Source organism: Bradyrhizobium sp. SOJA106 (assembly GCF_059448745.1).
In genome coordinates, this window is record NZ_CM182549.1 from 1,393,934 (window position 1) to 1,417,337 (window position 23,404).

17 protein-coding genes are annotated in these 23,404 nt (G+C 58.1%); 10 read left to right on the forward strand and 7 right to left on the reverse strand.

What is annotated here, in order from left to right; genetic code table 11:
• The first annotated feature begins 457 nt into the window (after positions 1-457).
• The 7 genes from nifH to AC5V87_RS06530 all read left to right on the forward strand — a co-directional run bounded on the left by nifH (position 458) and on the right by AC5V87_RS06530 (position 8,330).
• Positions 458-1,342, forward strand: a complete 885-nt coding sequence (gene nifH / locus AC5V87_RS06500) for a nitrogenase iron protein (protein ID WP_283081979.1) — start codon at positions 458-460, stop codon at positions 1,340-1,342.
• Positions 1,343-1,491: 149 nt separating this feature from the next.
• Positions 1,492-2,283: a nitrogen fixation protein NifQ gene (locus tag AC5V87_RS06505; RefSeq protein ID WP_495370327.1), complete on the forward strand. Its 792-nt coding sequence runs from the start codon at positions 1,492-1,494 to the stop codon at positions 2,281-2,283.
• A gap of 300 nt (positions 2,284-2,583) precedes the next feature.
• Positions 2,584-3,774 carry a homocitrate synthase gene (gene nifV, locus AC5V87_RS06510; RefSeq protein WP_456840826.1) on the forward strand — a complete coding sequence of 397 codons (1,191 nt, stop codon included), beginning with the start codon at positions 2,584-2,586 and terminating at the stop codon, positions 3,772-3,774.
• A 477-nt stretch (positions 3,775-4,251) separates the two neighbouring features.
• Positions 4,252-4,593: a nitrogenase stabilizing/protective protein NifW gene (nifW, locus tag AC5V87_RS06515; RefSeq protein WP_495370328.1), complete on the forward strand. Its 342-nt coding sequence runs from the start codon at positions 4,252-4,254 to the stop codon at positions 4,591-4,593.
• A 973-nt stretch (positions 4,594-5,566) separates the two neighbouring features.
• Entirely contained in the window at positions 5,567-6,676 is a 1,110-nt protein-coding gene (locus AC5V87_RS06520) for an electron transfer flavoprotein subunit alpha/FixB family protein (protein WP_456840824.1), read from the forward strand.
• 11 nt (positions 6,677-6,687) lie between these two features.
• A complete protein-coding gene (locus AC5V87_RS06525; protein WP_495370329.1) occupies positions 6,688-7,995 on the forward strand; it encodes an FAD-dependent oxidoreductase in 1,308 nt (435 codons plus the stop codon).
• Between the two features lie 38 nt (positions 7,996-8,033).
• Positions 8,034-8,330, forward strand: coding sequence for a ferredoxin family protein (locus AC5V87_RS06530; protein ID WP_456840822.1), 297 nt, complete (start codon positions 8,034-8,036; stop codon positions 8,328-8,330).
• 230 nt (positions 8,331-8,560) lie between these two features.
• Here the strand turns inward: AC5V87_RS06530 and ahpD are convergent, their stop codons facing one another.
• Positions 8,561-9,109: an alkylhydroperoxidase, AhpD family gene (gene ahpD, locus AC5V87_RS06535; protein ID WP_495370330.1), complete on the reverse strand. Its 549-nt coding sequence runs from the start codon at positions 9,107-9,109 to the stop codon at positions 8,561-8,563.
• A 6-nt stretch (positions 9,110-9,115) separates the two neighbouring features.
• On the reverse strand, positions 9,116-9,670 hold the full coding sequence (locus AC5V87_RS06540) for a peroxiredoxin (RefSeq protein WP_495371839.1): 555 nt from the start codon (positions 9,668-9,670) through the stop codon (positions 9,116-9,118).
• A gap of 1,145 nt (positions 9,671-10,815) precedes the next feature.
• Here AC5V87_RS06540 and AC5V87_RS06545 point away from each other — a divergent pair.
• Positions 10,816-13,995, forward strand: a complete 3,180-nt coding sequence (locus AC5V87_RS06545; protein WP_495370331.1) for a Ulp1 family isopeptidase — start codon at positions 10,816-10,818, stop codon at positions 13,993-13,995.
• Between the two features lie 105 nt (positions 13,996-14,100).
• Here AC5V87_RS06545 and AC5V87_RS06550 read toward each other — a convergent pair whose 3' ends face one another.
• The 3 genes from AC5V87_RS06550 to AC5V87_RS06560 form a co-directional block, all read right to left on the reverse strand.
• Positions 14,101-14,778 carry a DUF2478 domain-containing protein gene (locus AC5V87_RS06550; protein WP_495370332.1) on the reverse strand — a complete coding sequence of 226 codons (678 nt, stop codon included), beginning with the start codon at positions 14,776-14,778 and terminating at the stop codon, positions 14,101-14,103.
• 55 nt (positions 14,779-14,833) lie between these two features.
• Positions 14,834-15,958, reverse strand: coding sequence for a molybdenum ABC transporter ATP-binding protein (gene modC / locus AC5V87_RS06555; protein WP_495370333.1), 1,125 nt, complete (start codon positions 15,956-15,958; stop codon positions 14,834-14,836).
• A gap of 1,147 nt (positions 15,959-17,105) precedes the next feature.
• Positions 17,106-18,176, reverse strand: coding sequence for a cytochrome-c peroxidase (locus AC5V87_RS06560; protein ID WP_495370334.1), 1,071 nt, complete (start codon positions 18,174-18,176; stop codon positions 17,106-17,108).
• 1,229 nt (positions 18,177-19,405) lie between these two features.
• On the opposite strand from AC5V87_RS06560, the gene AC5V87_RS06565 reads away from it, so the two are divergent.
• A complete protein-coding gene (locus tag AC5V87_RS06565; RefSeq protein ID WP_495370335.1) occupies positions 19,406-19,852 on the forward strand; it encodes a hypothetical protein in 447 nt (148 codons plus the stop codon).
• A gap of 54 nt (positions 19,853-19,906) precedes the next feature.
• Complete coding sequence (locus AC5V87_RS06570; protein ID WP_495370336.1) at positions 19,907-20,182, forward strand: hypothetical protein; 276 nt, start codon at positions 19,907-19,909, stop codon at positions 20,180-20,182.
• A 319-nt stretch (positions 20,183-20,501) separates the two neighbouring features.
• Here AC5V87_RS06570 and AC5V87_RS06575 read toward each other — a convergent pair whose 3' ends face one another.
• Positions 20,502-21,221 carry a hypothetical protein gene (locus AC5V87_RS06575; RefSeq protein ID WP_495370337.1) on the reverse strand — a complete coding sequence of 240 codons (720 nt, stop codon included), beginning with the start codon at positions 21,219-21,221 and terminating at the stop codon, positions 20,502-20,504.
• A gap of 58 nt (positions 21,222-21,279) precedes the next feature.
• The gene (locus AC5V87_RS06580; protein ID WP_135174520.1) at positions 21,280-22,029 is read right to left on the reverse strand and encodes a P-loop NTPase family protein; all 750 of its coding nucleotides are present in this window, start codon (positions 22,027-22,029) and stop codon (positions 21,280-21,282) included.
• Between the last annotated feature and the right edge of the window lie 1,375 nt (positions 22,030-23,404).

The window sequence follows — 23,404 nt, forward strand, 5'->3', positions numbered from 1 at the left end:
CCAAGCGCCGTGCCATGTAATGTGACATCGCCGCCGGTGCGCCAGGTTTCGGGCCCGACCGGCATACTCACTGTCGTCGTATCGGAGCAACTTCCGTTCCACACCTGAAGGCAGCGGGACAGGTCGCGCAAATCGGCTTTTCGCGTTGATCGTTGTGGTCGTTGTTAGTTTTCTGACAGCCGCGCAGATCTTGTTAGATCCAAAACAGCCGCGGCCTTGCTCACCAGCTAGTTGATTTTCAGAAACGTAATCAGAAGCTTAAGGATCGCGGTCAAGCGTTGGCACGGCGGTTGCTAATAAGCGGCAGCAACACTGAGTGAGGGCTGAGCGCACGCCGACGCGTAAGACGAGCGATGTGCTCCTTCCCTTGGACCCGTGTGCCCCCGTTTCTGAGAGAGAAACAAGCTCGCGCGCAAGAAGCGCGCAACTTTTGGCAAATCGGTTGATGGAGAGCAACATGTCTTCACTGAGACAAATCGCGTTCTACGGGAAGGGCGGCATCGGCAAGTCGACCACTTCGCAGAACACACTGGCGGCGCTGGCTGAGATGGGGCAGAAAATCCTGATTGTAGGGTGCGACCCGAAAGCAGACTCGACCCGGCTGATTCTGCACGCAAAGGCGCAAGACACGATTTTAAGCCTTGCAGCGAGCGCCGGCAGCGTGGAGGACCTCGAGCTCGAGGACGTAATGAAGGTCGGCTACAAAGACATTCGCTGCGTGGAGTCCGGTGGTCCTGAGCCGGGTGTCGGCTGCGCCGGCCGCGGCGTCATTACCTCGATCAATTTCCTGGAGGAGAACGGCGCCTACGAAAACATTGACTATGTCTCATACGACGTGCTCGGCGACGTCGTTTGTGGTGGCTTTGCGATGCCGATCCGCGAGAACAAGGCGCAGGAAATCTATATCGTGATGTCCGGTGAAATGATGGCGATGTATGCCGCGAACAACATTTCCAAGGGAATCCTCAAATACGCAAACTCTGGCGGGGTGCGGCTGGGCGGTCTGATCTGCAATGAGCGGCAGACTGACAAGGAGCTGGAGCTGGCGGAAGCGTTGGCCAAGAAGCTAGGAACTCAGCTGATCTACTTCGTGCCGCGCGACAACGTGGTGCAGCATGCCGAGTTACGCCGCATGACCGTGCTTGAATATGCACCCGATTCCAAGCAGGCCGATCACTATCGCAATCTTGCGACCAAGGTTCACAAAAATGGCGGCAAAGGCATCATCCCGACTCCAATCTCCATGGACGAGCTCGAGGACATGCTGATGGAGCATGGCATTATGAAGCCTGTGGACGAATCCATCATCGGCAAGACCGCCGCCGAACTCGCGGCCTCGTAAAGGTCGCGAGTCGCGGCCTTGCGAAGGTGCGCGACGAATGCCGGTCTCCCTCATCGCCCATCCCGGGAGGCCGGCATTCTGACGATCGACCCTGATCAAAACCAGGATGCGGCGGCGCAAGCCAGACCATTGTGGAAACTCGCAAAATTATGTCCCAATCGCACTTCCTTCCGTTGATGGCTGATTGTGCCGTTGATACCAACAGTCAGATGCACAGGGGAATTGCAACCTACCGCCTACTCACCGGTGTGCCTCCTGCAGATGCCGATATTGCTATTGACAGCAATTTTGATCGCCATGTCCTGGCGTCTATCTTGGCGGCTGCCACAATGGATGGTGGCTTCCTTCCCGAGAAGACCGGCCTGTCCCGCCTTGAACTGGCGGCCCTGCTGGAGCAGTACTTTCCCTCGTTTGAGATCAAGCTCGCGGAGCGGCTCTCGGTTTTCAAGTGCGAAGAGGACGAAGAGATCGCAATGCTGCGCGACCTCTTGCTCGAGCAACGCTCGATGGAAGGGGATATCGGCCACTGGCTGGCTGCGATGATAGCGCGGCGCGCCATTGAGCCTGGCCATCTGTGGCAAGCTCTCGGCTTGCGCAACCGCAGCGAACTCTCCCGGCTGCTGAGCCGCCATTTCGCGCCGCTCGCCGCCCGCAATGTCAACAATATGCGCTGGAAGCGCTTCTTCTACCGCATGCTTTGTGAGAATGAAGGCCTCGTGATGTGCACAACACCCGTGTGCAACCAATGTGAAGACTTCAACATCTGCTTCGACGAAGAAAGCGGTGAGAGTCGGATGGCCGAGCGCCGGCGCGATTTTCTGTTGCGGGCGGCTCGGCCGGTGGTTGCCGGCGACTGGCCATCTGAACTGCCACAAAGGTCCGCTATCGCCCCGTCATCAGAGAAAGCCTCGCCGGATTTGGTAAGCCGCGCGGGAGGTTGAGGGCGCGGCTGACGCCGTTTCAGTGCGAGCGATTGACCATGTGTGTCGAAGGAGGGGCGGCGGCCAGAAGTGCTCCGCGACTATTCTCTCATCCCGGCGCCCGGCAATTGCATTGCGTTCGAACTCGGCGTGGCAACAGGCAAGGCGCGCGCTTCATGAGCCTGTCGCATTTGCGGCAATCCATTTGCTGAAGAGGGGGCGAAGACCGAAGTGTTAGCTTCGCCCGTGGGTTGCCTGCGTCGACGGGCTGGCATGCTGGTTGCTGAGGCTTAGGTAGGTCAAACAATGAGGAGCTCTCGCGTGATTGCTGCCAACACGGCCGCCAAATCGTCTTGCTTCGACCAGGTGCGCGCCAAGCCCACCGTGCTCAACGACACGACATTACGCGACGGCGAGCAGGCACCTGGCGTTGCGTTCACCACAGAGGAAAAGCTGGCGATCGCGCGGGCGCTGGCGCGGGCCGGAGTCACGGAGATCGAGGCGGGAACGCCGGCGATGGGCAACGAGGAGATCGCCGCCATTCGCGCGATTGTCGAAGCAGATCTTCCGCTGACCACCATAGGCTGGTGCCGGATGCGGGAATCGGATGTCGATGCGGCGATCGAAGCAAAGGTGTCCATGATCAATCTGTCGATTCCGACCTCCGATGTCCAGATCGCGGCCAAGCTAGGTCGTCATCGCGACCTGGCGCTGGAACGGGTCAAGCGAGTGGTAGGCTATGCCTGTGCGCGCGGACTTGAGGTCGCCGTCGGTGGTGAGGACTCCTCCCGCGCCGACATCGATTTTCTCATCAGACTGATGGCAACTGCAAAAGCCGCGGGCGCGCGTCGCTTTCGTATTGCAGATACGCTCAGTGTGCTCGATCCCGACGCAACCTACGCGCTGGTCAGGGATTTGCGTGCGACCACCGATCTCGAACTCGAATTTCACGGTCACGATGATCTCGGACTCGCAACCGCCAACACGCTCTCCGCGGTCAAGGCTGGCGTGAGCCACGCCTCAGTGACCGTCATCGGGCTGGGCGAGCGGGCCGGAAATGCCCCGCTTGAGGAAATCGCGGTCGCACTCAAGCAGCTATACGGGCGCGAGACCGGCATCATACTCCCGGAGCTCGAGAACGTCGCCGCGGTGGTAGCAGCCGCGGCCGCACGTGCGATTCCTATGAACAAGGCCATCGTCGGAGAGCATGTATTTACGCACGAATCCGGCATTCATGTCGATGGCCTTTTGAAGGATCAACGCACCTATCAATCGCTTGATCCCGTTTTGCTTGGCCGCTGCAACCGCTTTGTGATCGGCAAGCATTCCGGACTTCGGGCGATCACCGCGTTACTCGATGAACTGCAGCTCGTCGCCAGCGCCGATCAAGCCAGACAGATTCTGTCTCAAGTCCGCAAATATGCCATCGAGCACAAGCGGCCGGTCGAGCGCGAAACCGTCGCGGCGATCTGGCGCGACGTGTGCGGATACCTGGCAACCCACCCCGCGTGAAAAGCCGTGTCCAACAGCATTAGCGTCGACCATTCGCAAACCGACGCGCCGAAAGGACGGTGTGCAATGGCGCTGATGTGCGCGAACGGCGTCCAGCTTTCGCACATCAGATCCCCTGGCGCGATCTCACCTCCAGATCTTACTTGCCGTTCCGCCATACATGCTGTGATCTCCTACCCAATGCCGAGCCGTCCCGGGACTGCCAATCGGCGTCTTTTCGCGCGGCTGATTTCCGGTCCGGCGACCGTCCTGATGAGCGTCAACCTCGATCGTGGTTTGGCAATTGATCTCGGAGCTTCATCGGAACTGACGTCGTCACCGGCGGACCTGCCGATCTGGAGCAGCGAAGTTGAGGGCACCGCTTTCCGGAGTCAGGCTTTGGCCATGCGGACAGCTGTGCGAGGCAGGACGGCAGCAGTCAGCGGGAGCCGCCCCATCTCGTTAAACGTCCAGAGCTAATCCGAAGGAGGACTTTCGATGATCAACTCACCCCCGCCAGCCAGTATCCTGAATCGGCTCAGCAAGGCCTCGTCGGCAGAGGATTTTTTTTCGCTGCTTGGCGTCGATTACGACCTTAAAATCGTGAATGTCGCGCGCCTTCACATCTTAAAGCGCATGGGACAATATCTTGCAAAAGAGCAATTTGCTGGGGCCCCAGAGGCGGAAATCAGAGCTCGGTGCAAGGCGATGCTGGAGCAGGCCTATGCCGATTTCGTGGCATCGTCACCGATCGACCAGCGAGTGTTCAAAGTTTTGAAGGATGCCGTCGCAGATCCTAAGAAGGCCGCGGCCTTTGTCCCGTTGAGCGAGCTGAAGTGATCTCGCGCTCCGCTGCAAGCAAGGTTTGCCCGACGGGGCACCTGGCAACCCCATTCGCGGCCTTCGTCTTTATCCGAGTCAACTCTCCGCAGCCATCACCCGAGCGGCGGCTGTCGTATTCCCGACCCATGTCTGAACTGGTCGTGTCCACGGTATCAGCGGATATTTCAAGTGTCTGCCAAACCATCACTTTCGGCTGACTTTCAATGGTTCTTGCAACTGGTACGACACTTGCTGTTGTCCTGCCGATCCGATCATTGATGCCGGCAGGTGGTAGCCGTCCGAGATGAGCTTGAAGGAAGACCCATGATGATGCTTTTAGTGCCTGCGGAGTCCTGCGCCAACCTACGATCTCGCCAGGTCCGTTCGAAACGGTCTTCGACGCGATCGAAAATTCCGTATCGACGGTGAGATGGTGGTCAATGGATAAGTCGCCTGTTCGCGCTACACCTGGAGAGGGTATGCACTGCGTCGTCCGCATCAAACCGCCCCCCGATTCCGCTCGGATTTGTCTCCATCTCATGGCGGATGGCAGAGAGGGCCACCGTCGGCCCATACAGGTTGTCGGCGCTGGAGGCTCCGCATGGATTGCGTGACAGGTGCGTTGCCAGGATCACCCTCGTCGTCACAGTCAATGTGGCGCCACTGTACCGAAAGCGACGCGCAGGTATTGCGCAGCGAACGGCCTCGCCAACTCAGGCATGGAAGCGAACGGTCAGAATCACCGCGGCACCCTGGCCGCCGCGGTGCCGCTCGTCGAACGCGAAGCGCAAGGGTTCGGTGTGGAAGACCTCGCCAAATCCGGCCGGACCAGTACGTCTATCGCGACGACGCGTCTTGTTGTGAGGCCGGTCCGACCAAGCATCCGGGGCCGAGCAGCCGGCCGCTTGCTGACCAAAAGTGATCTTCAGTTAACGAAGTTAAAAGGCAACCTGTGGCGCGGGCGCGCCTATCTTTCAGGGGAATTTAGAGTATGAGCAATGTCACCAGAACGGCGGTGCCGGCGGCGTCCGGCCGCGCAGCAGCCAAAAAAGAACTGCCGGAGCACTTCAAGGCGTACAAGCACGTCTGGGTCTTCGTCGAGCTGGAGCGCGGCCAGGTTCATCCGGTTTCCTGGGAGCTCATGGGTGCGGGGCGCAGGCTTGCCGATAGGCTAAAGGTGAATCTTGCCGCTGTCGTTATCGGTCCGGAGGGGCAGCACACACGTAACGCCGCGCTTGACGCATTTTGCTATGGCGCCGATATGGCCTATCTCGTGAGCGACAATGTTTTGTCGGATTACCGCAACGAATCCTACACCAAAGCGCTAACCGAACTCGTCAACACCTACAAGCCCGAGATCCTACTGTTGGGGGCGACGACGCTCGGTCGCGATCTCGCGGGTTCCGTGGCGACGACCCTGTCGACGGGGCTCACTGCAGACTGCACCGCGCTGGACGTCGACGCCGATGGTTCGCTTGCGGCGACGCGTCCGACCTTTGGCGGCTCGCTGCTCTGCACGATCTATACCTTGAACTATCGTCCGCAGATGGCAACGGTCCGCCCGCGGGTCATGCCGATGCCTGAGCGCGTCGTACGCGATGCCGCTCGTATCATCGTCCATCCGCTCGGCCTTGTCGAAGACGATATTGTCACGAAAGTATTGTCGTTCCTACCCGACCGCGATGCAGAAACCTCCAATCTGGCCTATGCTGATGTCGTGGTTGCGGGCGGCCTGGGACTGGGATCGCCTGAGAACTTTCGGTTGGTGCGCGAGCTCGCAACTCTGCTTGGCGCTGAATATGGCTGCTCGCGTCCTCTGGTACAAAAAGGGTGGGTGACGTCTGACCGGCAAATCGGCCAGACGGGGAAAACCATCCGGCCAAAGCTCTATATTGCCGCCGGCATTTCCGGCGCGATCCAGCACCGGGTTGGCGTGGAGGGCGCGGATCTGATCGTCGCCGTCAATACTGACAAGAACGCTCCGATCTTCGACTTTGCCCATCTCGCGATCGTCAGCGACGCCATCCAACTGCTACCGGCGCTGACGGCCGCATTTCGCGCCCGGCTTTTGCCGAATTCGCGCGCCCGGATCGCGGTCTAGAGGAGATGATGATGATTGAAGAGAGATTTGATGCGATCGTGGTCGGAGCCGGTATGGCCGGCAACGCGGCGGCATTGACCATGGCCAAGCGCGGCATGAAGGTGCTGCAGCTCGAGCGGGGCGAATATCCAGGATCGAAGAACGTGCAGGGGGCTATCCTCTATGCCGACATGATGGAAAAGCTGATCCCCGAGTTTCGAGAGGAGGCGCCGCTCGAACGTCACCTGATTGAGCAGCGGTTCTGGATGATGGACGATCGTTCCCATGTCGGCATGCATTACCGTTCAGACGACTTCAACGAGGAACGGCCGAACCGGTACACGATTATACGCGCCCAGTTTGACAAATGGTTCTCGTCCAAGGTGCGGGAGGCTGGCGCGACCTTACTGTGCGAGACGACCGTCACCGAGCTCCTACGGGACGAGCGTGAAAGAATCGTCGGTGTTCGTACAGATCGCCGAGACGGCGAAATACATGCCGATGTCGTCGTGCTGGCTGAGGGGGTCAATGGCCTGCTCGGGACGCGCGCGGGCCTGCGCGCGCGGCCGAGGCCCGACAACGTTGCGCTCGCGGTGAAAGAGATGCACTTCTTGGCCCGCGAGACCATCGAGGCGCGGTTCAATCTCAAGGGCGATGAAGGCGTCGTGATCGAGGCGGCTGGTACCATCTCCCGCGGCATGACCGGGATGGGTTTCATCTATGCCAACAAAGAGTGCATTTCGCTCGGCATCGGTTGTCTCGTCGCCGACTTCCAGCGCACGGGCCAGACGCCCTACGGCTTGCTCGATCAGTTCAAGAGCCATCCCTCCGTGGCGCCCCTGGTAGCAGGGTCAGAAGTCAAGGAGTACTCGGCCCATCTCATTCCTGAAGGCGGGTACAAGTCGATCCCGCAGCTTTATGGGGAAGGCTGGGTCGTAGTAGGGGATGCGGCCCAACTCAACAATGCCGTTCATCGTGAGGGTTCCAATCTCGCGATGACTTCCGGCCGCATCGCCGCCGAAGCGATAGGTCTGGTGAAATCGCGCGGCGAGCCGATGACTGCAGCAAATCTGTCGATCTACAAGAAGATGCTAGACGATTCCTTCGTCATCAAAGATCTAAAGAAGTACAAGGATTTGCCGCCCCTAATGCATACCCAGTCACAAAACTTCTTTCTCACCTATCCGCAGCTCATCTCCAAGGCGATGCAAAACTTTGTGCGCGTCGATGGTACGCCCAAGGCTGAGAAGGAGAAGGCGACCCTGAAATCCTTTGTCCAGGCGCGGTCATGGACAGGTTTGTTCGGTGATGCTTGTCGTTTTGCCCGGGCCTGGCGCTGACCGCGACAGTGTGAAGCCCAACGATGGAAAGTCAAAGCATGAATGTCGAATCCCCAGTGCGCGTCGAAGACAAGCTCTATTACAACCGCTATCTTGTCGACATCGGTCACCCTCACGTCAAGGTCCGTGCGCACACGACGCCATCGCCGCAGCTACTTGCACTCTTGAAAGCCTGCCCCGCGCGATGCTACGACCTCAACGACGACGGCCAGGTCGAGATAACAGTTGACGGCTGCATCGAATGCGGTACCTGCCGCGTGATCGCCGAGCCCACCGGCGACATCGAATGGAGCCATCCGCGGGGCGGATATGGAGTACAGTTCAAGTTCGGGTGAGGGTGAAACAGGGCCGTGGTGCGACCGAGTTAGGCGATCGGGTCTCACCGCATCAGTGGCGCACTACGCGTCACTTGCGCGGCGCCTGGAATTCGAGCAAGACACTCTTGGTGGGGACGCTACACAAGCCGTGGCGTGCAGATGTGCCGCTCGTTCGGGAGCCGCTAAGGACTGGTTGTGGCGTCACTGAGTGGCACCACAACGCAGTCGATCGGATGGCAGAGGAAGGATCAGCCCCTCGCCTGAGAGGGGTTGGGCCCAGCGGCTTCGATTGCGATCGCCACTGACTGCATGATCGCCGCAAAGCGCACGGCGGTTTGGATCGCTTCGGAATTGACACCCGCGGCTCTCAGTGTCTTCTCATGGGCATCCATGCAGGCCCCGCAGCCGTTTATGGCGGAGACCGCAAGCGACCACAGCTCGAAATCGGACTTGTCCACGCCGGGATTGCCGATCACGTTCATACGCAGCCGTGGCGCCATCGTCTTGTATTCCGGGTTGGAAACAAGGTGAGCGAAGCGGTAGTAAACGTTGTTCATTGCCATCAGGCTGACTGCGGCTTTCGCTGCGGCGATCGCTACAGATGTCATCACAGCGGACGCAGCCGATTCCATCGCGGCAATCAGGGCTGCATTGCGGGTGGCAATCGCGCTCGCCAGCAGCAGCCCGTATTTTCGTTGCGGCGAAAGCGTCTCATCAGCCACCAAGGAGGTCAAGTTAAGCCTGACATCCTTCGCGAAATCGGGAATCTGGTCGCTTAGTTGTTCGATCGACGACATGCTGCCTCAAGCAACCTTCAAGGTTTCGCCGCCGATTTCTCGGTTGCATGGACAGAGCTCGTCGGTTTGCAGCGCGTCCAGAACGCGGAGCGTGTCCTTAGGACTGCGCCCCACGCTGAGATTGGTCGCATAGACGTGCTGGATGGTATTTTGGGGGTCAACAATAAGGGTGTAACGATAGGCAACCCCTTCTGGTGAACGCACGCCAAGACCGTCGACGAGCGTTCCCTTTGTGTCGGCAAACTGCCAGATTGGAAGTTTGTGCAGGTCGACATGTGAGCGCCGCCAAGCGAGCTTGCAGAACTCGTTGTCAGTCGAACCACCCAGTACAACCGCATCGCGATCGGCGAATTCCTTGGAAAGCCGGGCAAACTCAGCGATCTCTGTCGGGCAGACGAAGGTAAAATCCTTCGGATAGAAGAAGATGATCTTCCATTTTCCTGGAAAGCTCGCTTCGGTCAGCGTCTCGAATGCACTCTGTCCTCCTTCTTCTTGCGTTTGAAAACCGGGCTTCACGCCTGTGATCTCGAACGGCGGCAACTGACTTCCAATTCCGAGCATGCTGTCCTCACAAATTCGCTTTCTGTAGAAGGTGGCTTCACTGTTGAAGCAAGCTATGTGCCATCCGTTCTCAGGAGTGGAGTCCAGCGGCTTTGATACAGACATGCCCGGGCGCTTGGAGGGTCGATCTGAGAAAAATCTGTAGCCAAGCGCTTCCTTGCCAAGGTTCATGAAAGCAGTCTTGCTTTGCGCGTCCGCCTGAGATGTTCGCGCTGCGAGCGTCTGGTCAAAGACCGTTCTGCGCCCCTTAGAGCAAACCGCCTCATCTCGCCATCAATGTGATGAATGACTGTCGGCCTGCTGAGATCTAATGGAAATACGGAGCCTGACGAGGCGCGAGGTTCGTAGCATCTGGCGCAAACAAGAGCGGCTGTATCGCCGGCGACAACAGATCTCGCCAGTAAGGCCACATGCTCGCTTCTGCCAAACAAGGTGCGAGTAATCAGAGGCTACGGCGCTTCGCGCATTGAGACGCTTCAAGCGGCGCTAGATCACCAGGCTCGAGGGTTTGCCGGATTCTAAAACGCTTAAAAGCCAACCAGGCTCGCCTTCGCCGGCGATTTGGGGCTTGAACTCTACGTAGCGTCAGGTTGTACAGTCTGGATGATACATGCGGCGATCACTCTGAAGCTCCATGATCAGAAGGAGAGACCTCAATGTCTCAAGATCTTAGGTGCGTTAGGTATGTCGCTGTGCAGGCACGACCCGATTTGTCGCGGATGTGAGGGGCATTGGCGTGAAGAATTGAGTGAGAAGCAAAACTGTCAGTCGGAAGTATCAAATCCCGGTAGGTCTTCCATCGGCAATGGATCAGCCAAATTTCGACGCCGAGGTGCGGCATGCGCCCTTGCCGGGGGGTAGTGCGGCGAATGCCGTTGCGTTTCCGATGAGGCAAGTTGGCTTTCGTTTTCTCTTGGACAATTTTTGGTTTTAGCGATGCCACTCAGGAGCGAGCGCTCCGCTGCAGTTGGCCAGCTTGGGCAGGTGTGAGTAATGCACGAGCTCGGAGCAGCGTGCGTTGGGGTCTCTTTTGTTCGGCATCGATCTCGTCGGGCGGCTTTTTTGAGCTGGAGTCTACATGGTCGGTGCACCAGAGTGTGACCTTGGGTCGGCGATGAAGAGTTATGTCATCTAGGGAGAGTGGTATGGAGCCGGGTTATAACGATCCGAACTATTGGATGCGCTGGTACGCCGAGCAACAAGAGCTGCAGCGCGCGCGGCAAGAGGCCGATGCCCAGCCTGCAGATCGAGCTGTCTTCGAGCAGCAGTTCGACGAGCTGCAACTCCGCTCTTCTGAGGAGAGTTCGCCTGAGGCGAGTTCCCCCGAGGCTCCAGCCGCCCGGTCGCATGGAAATATCCACCGTACGGATATTGGTGGTTCGATGCGGATGCCGCCCAGGTCCAACCTGCGGGACAGTTCCTTCAGCAGCACGCGTTATAGTGTCGATGTTCCGCACGCTCATCTTGGCTCGGCCGCAACCAATTACCAATCTGACTTGCGGGACAGGCCATTCAGCAGCATGCGCTACACAGCGCCGTCGGAAGTACAACCGGAGGCGCGGACCAAGGAGAGCAAGTCCCGTGGACTGTTCTCGCGGGTCAAATCAGGGATCGGCAAGGTCTTTGGAGGAAGTCGCCGGGAGAAGTCGTCCGGGGGCTCGTCCTCGGACGCCGTCTATTCAGAGCTCCGCATGGATTTCGCAAAGCGCAGTCGACCGTCCGAAGAGGACCTGGAGCTGATTGAAGAGTTCAAGACGGCGTTGGGTAGCGCGGACCGTAAGACCAAGACCATCGAGAACTACGTGACGGCTCTTCGAATGTTCAGCGAATTCCTCCGACCCCAAGGCATTACGCTAAAGGACCTGCTTGGCAACGCTGATCGGCTAGCCGCCTATAAAGATGAATTCATGAAGGTGGCCAGCGCCAACAGCAGGAACTATGTGGGTGGAGCATTGGAAACACTCCAGAATTTCCTGGCTGGAAATGCCATTCCGGCCCCAGCTTTTGTGAATACGCGAGAGCAACCGATGCATCCCCAGGACGAGCGGATGATCCGCCAGTTCATGGAAAACGTCAAAGACTACAGAATTACTCCCGATGGTACCAGAGGCCGCGGGACTGGAAAGGTCCCGGCTGCTACGATCAAGTCCAATGTGCAGGCGCTCAACACGTTCGCTCGTTGGCTCCGAGCCCAGAATAAGGGGCCATTGGCTCTTCGGGCGTTCAATGAACCAAGGTCGCTAGCCGCCGACATCGACGAATACGTCGACGCTGGTGGCGATGATCGTGACCGCCTCAGCGCTGCACTGTCTCACCTGCGCAGGATCGGGGCTGACGGGCTCCAGGCCGTCGGTGCCGGGGCCCGCCTGATGGGGCGCGAAACATTGTCGGCTCATCCGGAGGACATCTCCACGATCGATGACTTTTTGACCGACGCTCTGTCCAAGCTTGGATCTGACGCGACCAAGAAAGAGAAAGCAGCCGTTTCGACGATGGTTTCCCGGCTACGCTCTTTTAGTGATTGGCTTCAAAGGGAGGGCAGGCCGAGCATCATGGACCGAATCGGCGGCGATCCTGCGCAGCAATCGTCATTGAACGCAGATTATGCGGCGTTCAGTAAAGCCACAAAGCGGACGGCCCCACTCGATCCATTTAGAGAATACCTAGGTCTTGAGCCCCAACAAGGATTTCGCCCTTACGACGATGACGCCCGCCTCATCGAGGGCCTCGCTAACGAAGAGCTGAGCAAGCTTGACCCGAGTTCCCAGCACAGGAGAAAAACCATTCAAGGTACTGCCTCGGCGCAACGCAAGTTCAGTGACTGGCTCCGCGCAGAGGGCAAGGAGAGCATCGCGAGCCGAATCAGCGGCAACAATGAGCAGCAACGCTCGCTGGATGCAGACTACCGAGCTTACGCCGAAGCCAAAGGGAAATCTGGCGTGACTCTCAAGAAGCTGAGGCAGTATGTGCAAGTCCTCGAGGCAAACCGAGCGCTGGGAGTATCCTTTCCTCAGCAAAGAGCAGGCTCGGACTCAACCTCCATCCCGACCTGGATGCGAGATTTGCCGACGCCGCCGTCCGAAAGTGAGTGGCCGCCGATAGTAGGCCCGTTTGGTCAGGCCGGCTTGCAGGAACCGGCTGGCTCGAGCTCGACCTCGTCCTGGCTGCGAGATTTGCCGACGCCGCCTTCCGACAGTGAGTGGCCGCCGATGGTAGGCCCGTTTGGGCAGGCCGGCTTGCAGGAGCCGGCTGGGTCGAGCTCGACTTGGTCCCCACACCTGCCGACCTATTTCGACTTTCCAACGCCAAAGGGTGAGCCAGCTCGGTCCTCAGACATCTATCGGGGTCTCGGTTCTCTGGTTGACCTGCCGTCCACACCGCAGGACATGCGTGACGATGCCCAGTCAGGACCGGTGCAGAGCCATGCCGGCAGACCTCCGTTCTTCATCGGGCCATCAGGCGTACCTCAAGAGCTGGAGGATATCGGATATCTCGTCGGCGAGGATTGGCAGCATGGCTCACAGCCGGTGCCGGATTTCCTGCTCGATGTACTGGACAATAAAATGCTGTTGCCGAGTTCGCGAATGGCTCCCCAGCCGGTCTCCATCAACGGAGAGACCTACTCCATCACGTTGGGTCCGCGAGGACGCCGCGACGCTCAGCTGATCCATCATGCTGGCCCATCCTCGGCTCCTAAGGGCAGGGTCGGCGGTTCGGCTGCGAGTGCCTCTGCCGGCGACCGCAGCGGGCGGGTGCTCGGAGCCAGGGACTGGCTGGGCGACGAGCATATCCAGCGGGACTACGAACTCCTGGCGCAGGAGTTATGGGCGAGCAATCCAAATCTTGCCGCCCGGACCCGGTTTGTAGATCCTCTCATGGCCTTTCGGGTGGGCCAGGGTACCAACGCCGACGCGCTATCCGCATTCCATCAGATTGTCGATGATCCCCATGGTAACGACACAGCCGACTTTCTGTTCTTGCCGGTGAATGACGCCAGCACCATGGACCTCGATGACCGCGGGTCCCATTGGTCGTTGCTGCTGGTGGACCGCCGCGATCGCAACAATCCGGTCGCCTACCACTACGACTCCGCCCGGGGACGCAATGACAGACCCGCAGCAATGCTCGCAGCGCGGGTGGGAGCCGGAGACAACCTGCAAAACGCCCCGATACGCCAGCAGAGGAACGGCTACGATTGCGGTGTCTTTGTGCTCGACGGTACGCGCGCGCTGGCCAGGCGGTTAGCGGGCAGACGTCAGCCAGACCTGAACCTAAGCAATCTCGTCGTCGACCGGCAGGCACTGCAGAACCGATTGAGGGGTTGATATGGGCGGAACGGGCAGCTGGTTGAACTCTCGCCATAGAAGGTCCGCAATCGGCACGTTCGCAATGCATCGCGGTGGCGCAGAGCGTGGGAGCGGACGCAAGAGCTAAGGCTGTTTTCGCAGGCGGCGAAAGAGCCCGATGGGCGATTTCGGGGACGAAGCGGTCGACAGTCTAATTGTCGTCATCAAGCGATCCGGTATCATCGTCCCCAAATAATCGCAGCTGGGGCTGAAGGCCCCGCTGCGCGCCCGGCGCGTTGAGATCTCGCGCCACCACTGCTGCAAGGATTGACGATCACAAGGCAGCAGCGTGCTAACGCCGGCGGTGAAGGTTCGCCAGTCGGCAATGCATTTTTTCGGAACGGCTGTCAGGACTGGTACGCCTTGGGTGATCGCGTCAACGAATTCGGCGCGCAGGCCCCGGCCAGCGGCTTCTTGTTTGGCGAATTTGTTGATCACGAGAAGATCTATATTGTCGCGAAGTGCCCGGGAAACGACAGCTGCGGCCTCGGCAAGTCCATTTGTATCGAGATTACAGGACATAGCTCCGCTGCCGAGCGGCTGGGAAATCGAGATCTCTTGTCCTGTCGCAACGTCGATCGCGAGCATGACGTGCGTGCCATTTGCGCACCTCGCGTGTCGCTGCACGATGCCGCCGATGCGTACGCCTTGCAGCGCGATCTCCTGCGCGAAATCGGCGAGTAGCCTATCCACATCGTCTTTTGGACGGTAGAGAATAGCCCCCACACTATTCGGATCTATCTCATCCAGATTATCGATCACGGCCGGGCCCCCTGTTGATGTGTTCCTCGTATCGAGCCATAGCTGTCGAACGCTCTCATGCGGATCGTGGCAGGCGTTGCAAGCACCGCTCGGCAGCAGCGAGCGGAACGGCACGCGCGACCTCCGCAAAAACGTTCGCTCCATTGCTGAGCCGTAGCGCATCAAACGAGCGGCGCGTGATGCGCGCCAAAAGCGGCACGCCAGAACGGCCGGTTTCAAGAGCCAGAACCAAGGTGACCTCCGCCTCGTCGAACGGCAGAAAGGCTTTGATGCGTGCAGGAAATACATTGAGGATCGAGCTTGCACGTGGGGGCTCGCACGCGATGCTGACATCGCCGGCTGCGATGCGTAGCCGCAGCTGTGCGCCCGGTCTAAGCGGCACTCCAGGTATCAGAAAGCGCGCCCCGTTGAGGCGGAGCATAATCAGCCCATAGCGCCCGTCATAGCCGCCGACCAAGGTATCAAGACAGACTGCCGCTTCGCCGCGCCCGGCAAGCGCCGGATCGCTCTGAACGACGTTGAGCGGCCCGGCCGCAGTCACAACGCCATCTTTCATCATGACAAGATGATCGGCAAAACGCTCGATATCAGCGTAATCTTGGGTGATGTAGATCATCGGCAATGGGAGCTTTTCCCGCATGCGCTCGAGAAATGGCAAGATCTCGCATTTAGCGGCGCGGTCGAGCACAATGAGTGGATCGTCCAGCAAAAGGAGCTGAGGCTGGCCCAACAGCGCGCTGCCAAGGGCAAGTCGCTGTCGCTCGGCCGCGGAAAGATGTGATGGCGAACGCTCGAGCAGCGGCGACAAGGCAAGCAATTCGACCACTCCATCAAAATCGATTAGTGTTGGTGTCGATGTTGACGCCTTGTATAGGAGGGTGCGCCGCACAGACCAATGAGAAAGAGGAATTGGTGGTCGGAATACATATGCGATGGGACGCAGATGAGGCGGTCGAAACTTTGTCTCGTCCTGCCAAATCTCTCCATCGACCGCACAAAATCCAGTCGGCACATGCTGCACGCCAGCGATGCAGCGCGCGAGTGTGGTCTTGCCGCACCCGGGCGGACCAAAAATTGCTGTGACGCCTTTGGCCGGCAGACTGAATTGCGCATCTAACGGAATGTTCGCGAGAGAGCCGTTGAACGCAACCTCAATATAGCCCGCTCTTGCTTCTCTCATGAACCTGCGCCTGTGCTGTGTCTTCCCATCCAAGTCACGAGCACAATCGCTGCAATAGAGATGATCGCCCTGCCTCAGATAATCCGGCCGGTGCCGTTCCAGCACGGCGTCTCTGCTCGCCTGAGGGCATAAGCTGCGGCGGCGGACTGCAGATCTGTGTTAAGATCAGAGGCTTCTTGAGCATCTCCGCGCAGCGACGATCGTGACAGTCGGACGCTGCCCAGTGCGCTCGCGAATGAGAGGGAAAGCGCCTCTCCCTTAGCGCGAGGTTTTCAGCCTGCTTCGCCGGCCCGGGGGCTTTTGCTGAATGTCCAAATCGCGCGGGTTGAGAGGTTTGGCGGTAAAGATGTCGGCTCAGGCCAGAGCTGAATACTGGCTCGGGGCCCGAAATCCGCATCAAGGATCCCACGGCTTTGCTAGCCGATTTGAAGTTTGCGCCGGGAGCCACGGTCGTGGCTTCTGCATTCTCGGGTGCGACCAGCATCAAAGCCAGATCAATCAAGATGAATCGGATAAATCTCATTGAAACTCTGGCTCCCCGCGCCCCTTCCTTGGTGGCGACTGGTTGATCCCTACCCAGCAATCCGCGTGCCGTTTCAAGGAATATCTGCGCGTCTTGCGCAAGGGAGGTTTTGTATCGGTCTCCACCCGACATCTTAATTCGTCACATCTTATTGTAGGACTGTGGACGCTCGCGTCACCATGCGCACATGTAGGAGCTACCACATGAAAGCTTAGGATGATCCATCGCCTTTTGGATTGGGGATGGTGCTGTGGCGAACATGCGACCGTAAAACTCGTCAATGAGGGACAAGTGCATGCCATCCGACCTGGCGCACGTTGCGATCTGTGCGGAGGAGAAGGTCGGCGGCCGGGCGCTTGAAAAAAGGGCTGATGTGAGATGATATGCGGTGCCCGCGAGCTACGGCAGAACGTCTACCTAGCAGCACGGGTTGCCGACGTATTTCAGGGCGCGCGGGCCTTCGTTGCCTCGCGAGTCGACGCAGGATTGAGTTGCCCAAGACGGATGATTTGACCCGCTAAGGAACTCTGGCTCGGCGACGAACGGGTTGGGGCGCGAGGTCCGCAATTTGAGGCTACTGAATGCTCCAGCTTGGATCGCCTAGGGTGTCGCTATCGTGAAGGCCTATTTGTCTAAGGAGGGCTTTGGCGTTGCAATGGTGCGCGTGGGCAGTATCGGGTACTCGATCTTCGGCAGCTGCCCGGTGAGCGAATTCAGAAAGGCGACAATCTCGTCAGTTTCTTCATCGCTGAGCTTTGCTCCAAGCTGAACCTCACTCATGACGCCGACCGCTTGCTTTAGACTCCAAACCTGACCAGAATGAAAGTAGGGCGGGCGCAATGCGACGTTGCGCAACGGCGCCGAGCGGAAAACATAGTCGTCGCCGAGATCCTTAGTGACGGCAAAACGACCCTTGTCCTCCTTTGGAAGCAGGCTTTCGGCTGGCCTTTCAATGACGCCGAAGCGAAAATAATCCTGTCCACCGACATTAATTCCGTTGTGGCAAGAGGAACATCCCTTTTCGATGAATAGCTTTAGCCCGGTTTTCTGCTGATCGCTGAGAGCATATTCGTCGCCCTCGAGGTACCGATCGAAGGGTGCGGCGGGAGTAATCAAGGTTGCCTCGAAAGCCTCGATGGCCTTGGCGAAATTTTCAAACGTAACGGGCGCCACTTCGTTTGGAAAAGCCTTACTGAACATAACGACATAATCGGTCATTGAATTCAATGTTTTGAGCACGTGATCGGGCGTCGCATTCATTTCGACGCTGGCCTGGACAGGGCCTGCGGCTTGCGCCTTAAGATCCGCCGCTCGCCCATCCCAGAACTGCGCCACGTTGAAGACCGCGTTATAGACTGTTGGCGCACGACGTGACCCCAGCTGCCAACGATGACCAATCGACCTCGGCCCGGCATCTACCCCGCCCGTCCCAAGGTTATGACACGTATTGCAGCTAATAACGCCGCTCGCCGATAGCCTCGAATCGAAAAACAAGGATTTGCCAAGTGTGACCTTTTCATGGGTGATAGGATTGTCCTTCACCGCTGGAGCGACTGAGGGAATTGGCTTGAAAATCCGCTTGGCGACGCGCATCAAATCCTCATTGGCGCCTGCTGCGGGGGAAACCAGAATGGCTGAGGCCACAACACTTAACCTACCGGCCCTGGAAAGCTCGCGTACCGCTATTTTCCTCATGTGATGTCTCGCTTTTTTCCTAGATCGTGGAATCGCAAACATAGCGCTCGGTCCGCGTCCCCCCGCAGAACGACGTGCAGCAGTCAACGAATGATCCGTATGTTGGGCTAGGCTGCACCCAGGCCGACGCTCCGCCGGTGCTATAGCAACCGGCGTGCCAGCGGGCTCAAGGTCGAAGCCTACTGAGCTGGTTTCAAGCAATTGCGCACTGTGAATTGCAGCAAGCGGCTTGAGGCTGTCGAATCGACGGTACGTGACGGGTGCGACGAATCATCATCCAGCCACGGGAATCCTGGCCTGTCGGTCCAAGCCTCCGTGCTTCTCGGAAACTCACCCTACGGCACTCTTTGACTCTGCCGGTCAGCTGGCTGAGAACGCGAACAAAGCGAGCTGCGCCGGCGGAGCTTTTCGCTGCTCGGCTCGATGCGTGCGCTTTGAGCCTTCAACCCCCACACTAAGCTGATCGCCAGCAACATCAGTGACGTTCCTACCCGCGGGGCAGTCGGTCAGGCGTGCAGTTGTCAGGAGTTCGTCCTACTGCCAAACAATGTGGGTACGCCCGTCTCAGCACGTATTCACACGTGCCGGACGCTCAAAGTGCTTGAATCGACCGTAGCGTCAGGTTGTAGGCATTGCGAAGCAGAACGCCGCCGGGGAGACAGCATCGCCACACATGCGCTAAACGGCCGATCTTTGTCGTACCTCCGTCTTCGCAATGAGCATGTTGTGCGTGGCGGGACGATGATTCGGAGGCGGTAATCATTGCGGCTGCCCCGCAACGGGCGCGATCATGCTGCCGAGGCGCCCAATCCGGCAAACAGATTACGCTCGCGGGGCAAAGAATAATAGTGAAGGATATGCGGCTTAAGACAGGTTTGGTGAATCAAGAGCGACGAATGAGCTGGATTTGCAATGCGCATAGCTGTGCATCCGCCCTCGCTGCGATCGTGATCGCGATCGCAGCCACATGGTGCACAGAACAAGCTCGTGCGCGAGATCGTGGGGCCGAGCAAGTCTTAATGTCATGCAGACTAGACGTGATGCGCTTCTGTGACCGCTTTCGAGGGCCTAGCGATGTGGAGGTAGCCATCTTTTGCCTTAGGGACAATTTCAAAAATTTACGCGGCGAATGCCGCCGCATCATGCCAATTGCGGCGGAGAGAAAAGAAGGACCAAGACGGCGTCTCAATAGGCTTCCGGTCGTCCTCCATCGCGAGTGAGGCGTCCGAGTGGCAGTTGCAGAAATTGAGCAACAGTGGGGTGTTCAGACCTGCGGGCCAGAGTTTAACCAGCGTGGCCGAAAGTCGATCGGGCTGAAGCATCAGCCTGCCGCGCCGCAATTCATCTATCCGGGGGCTGAGCTCCGTGAAACGATTGGCCCCGATCAGCAATGGATGTGCGCCCACGCGTGCTACGAGATTGCAATGCGCTCTGAACTTCAATTTCGTACTGAAGCAGTTGCGCTCTTCATCGCTGCAGCGATCCGCCGAGTTTGGGCTCGCCGTGAGATTGCCATCGGCTTGGTCGTGGCTGTCGGAAGGACAATCTGCGTAACTGTGGTGGTTACGGCAGGACATCTGCAGGAATTCGTGCTGCCCATCAATCTATGGCGTTGTGGTCGGCAACGAAGTATTTTCCGGCAGGTGGCTAAGTCGGCTATAACTGGGGAACGTTAGCGTTGGAGGTTGTTCCGTCGTGGTCTTCTTCAGGTTTCTCAGCTGGAGAATAGCGTGGTTTCGACTGCCGGGCTCAAGACACAGATAGAGCCAGGAAACCTCTTTTGTTATCCGCCCGTCGACTTCCCGAAGGAACTCCTTGATGCCATCGCGGCGTTGTCGATGGGCGCTTCAGGGGAATCAGTTTGCCCGATCGTGATGCTCTTGGCCGAATACCGTTTCGGGCTCAAGGTCAAAGGAAACGCCGTCGCCACGAGCCGTTCAAAGGCAGAAGTTCAACCAGACGATTCTCGATGGCGTTGCGCTCCGCGCCAGGTAGGTCCGCTTTAAGGAGCCGACGGCACCGCCAGATTTCACTCCGGAGCGATCTGGTCTCACTTAATGCATCATCAATTGAAGTCATCACAGATGCGTCGTCCCTGAACTATCAAGCATCGCGATGGTCATCGAGCGTCCATTCGTTGGCTCCGCATTCCTGCCGAATAATTGCACCCGAAGACTCGCGACTTTCCCGCCCATTCGTTCGGTGAGCAAAGATGCGCAGTCTACTGAAGAGTCGTAAATCGCAATTCATGCGTTCGAGACCGTTCAGAGCGCCATCGAAGACGACCCTTAGGCCGGACGAATAGATGGCAGGCAGATCGCAATCTCAAGTAGCCCTTGTGCAACGTAGGCTGTCGATATCCGTGCCCCGAGATCGATAGATCTTTCGCAGCATCACACTCGAATCCAGATCGCGAAACATGCTGTAGTTCCGTCGGATCCATTGATGCAGCTCGGTGGACCAGTCATTCTCGTTGCGTAGATATCCGGTGAAGGAAAAGCCAAGCCGGTCTATATATCTCTTCAGGAACAGCGGAAGCGCGGGAATTCGAAGCACCCGCTCGCCATCCATCGCTTCAGGCAATTCGCCACGAAGCACGAATTCATTGTGGACGGTGACCAGCGACGCCGGCGGAATTCGGCGCCGCAGCATTTCATAACCGCGAAAGGAGATGCGGTCAGCGCCCGCGATGAAGAGAATGATGGGGGCGACATAGCAGCGCGCCGTCTCCTTCATGAAGCCGATCTCTTCGCACATCCTGAAGAATTCATCGAAGGCGTGAAAGCCGAGATCGATGACCTTGGCTACCCGGTCGTGGATGATAAGAGGGTCCATCAGCTGCATCTTGCCATAAGTGTCGATCACATCCGCGGTCTCCGTGATGTTGGGCAGGTAATCGAGCAACGACGGCTCTTTCAAGTTGACATCAAACGACAGCGCTGTGCCGTTTTTCAGCAGCAAGAACTCGCTCATGGCCCGAGCGATGAGAGTTTTACCGACCTGCGGGCTAGGAGAGCAAATGATGTAGATGGGGGTTGCTAACATAGCCAGCAGATCAATTTCGTTTCGTACGTGGGCCCGACCTGAGCTCGCCGATATGCGACTACTTCTCGCCGGCCCGGGTGGCGGACTTGGCGCCGGCCAATTCCGTCAAGTTGATGCGATCAAATTCGCTCCAGACATTTGCCAGCCAATGCCGGACATAACCGCGCAGCACGAAGGAGTTGTTCGCGGGTTCATCGTTCCGCCCCTTGTTCGCGACGAAGTCTACGAATGGGACGGATGCAACTTCCACCTGCTCGTAAGCCATCTCGTTGAGCTTCGGTATGACCAACTCAGTCGCATGTTTGATGCGGTGAAAATAGGAATTATAGGTCGCTTGATCCCACTGGAAGAATTGAGTGTCGTTGATGAAGTTCTTGACTAGGTAGTACTTTGCGCCGTTCATGAAGGTCGCGGTCTCCGCGATCTCGTCTAACGAAGCGATGGATGATCCCAGAATATGGAACACGGCGAATGTTATCTGGCCAGACCGCGCCGAGTCCAGAAATCCGATGTCACGCAAGGAAGCCAGCGCAGAGGACAGCAAGCCTGCGCGAGCATCAATGACCGTGACGGACAGCCCTGAGTTCAGGGTATCGAAGATCTTCATCTGGTCCGCTGTCGCCGTCATATCAACGATCTCGGTGATCTCGGGATAAAAGCGCTTCAGCGTTCCCCGTGGCGACTCAGTGTCGAATGCGCGTGTTTGCACGTTGTTGACGCTGAAGTAGTCCAGTAGCGTTCGTGATACGGTGGTTTTGCCGACCCCTCCCTTGTCCGCACCTACCACAATTACAACTGGCTTCACCATGGAAATCTCCTGAGACACTCGCTATTGCCGCGCGCAAACTGCGCAACCGACGCGTCTCTGCTTTGGATGCGAACATGGCAGAAACAAGGGGCAATGAACCTTCGGATGCGAGAGATATGCAACCGATGAACATTTCAACATCAAAGCGAGTGACGTCCTTGAATTGCAACGACGATGCAAGCCGATAATGGGGAGTAAATCACTTGTGGTGGCGATCTACGTGAGCTTTGTAAGCGGTTGGAATGCGTGCCGCCGAGAACCAATGGCCCGCCTGTGGTGATCGTTGCGTTGCCAGTGATCTAGCGACGCCGCAATCTAGATTGGCATAAAGCGACGGAATCTTACGTAGCGTTAGATTGCGAGCTCGAGGAAGAAAAGGCGGTGCTACGCGGCACGACTATGGCTTGGTAAATCGTCAAAGGTCCGCTGGATCAGATCGTCGTCTTTTCGGCAGACAGTGACCCTGAACGAGCGAGCTCTTACTCTGCTGAAGAGATCGAGATATGCGAGCGGTGAAACGGGCTGCTGACGCAAATAGCAAGCACGCATCTGTTTGCGTCGAGGCGAGATTATCGTCTCATGAGAACGAGATCGAAGGGTGGGGGCACGCCCGACGGCGCAACATCGGTGGCGAAGCGAGATCGAGGACGCTGCGTCAAAAGAAAGCCGGCGTCGAGCGAATAGGACCGGCGATCCTCCCTTCGGGCACTGCGGGAAGCTCGCACGGAATGAACGATGGCCTGGCGCGTGTGCGCGCTCGCTTGGCCGCTTCCTTGGGTGCGGCGGACGGTGTACGTTACAGTTTTGAAGCGCCCACTCTGATCACCCTTTCAATTTGGTCGGCAAACGCGCTTGAAAGGGAGTGCGAGGTGCGCGTCCACTTCTCGTTTCTTCTGGTCGGTCGCGCTTTATATAGTTGCTCTGCATATTCGGCCTCGGGTAAAGCTACACCACGCTTGCCTTCCTATGGGGCAACCACCGGAGCGCTGCCAGACACCCCCTAGGGGTTGCGCTGGAGGGACATCGATGCCGCTGGCGCCACGGTACAGACGTGCCGGCTTAACGTAGCTCGAGCACAGGCCGAAGGCGGTCGAAAGTAGCGATCCTCGGGCGCTGCGAAGAGCTCCGATCCGGCCATCGCTGATAGCCTGGAAATGAAAGAATTGGGACAAGCCATTTGGTAAGGGGTTATTTCCACGCCTGAGCTATTGCCCAATGGCAGGACGACAGTGCCTCATCTTACTGTTCGCCGGGCTATTTTCTATCTTGCATTTGGTTGCCCTGAAGACGTCAAGCCGGACTACTTGTTTGGCAACGCGATTGAGCAAAAACCGTGCTCGAGCGGCCGCATGGTAACTGTCCACGAGCGATATCT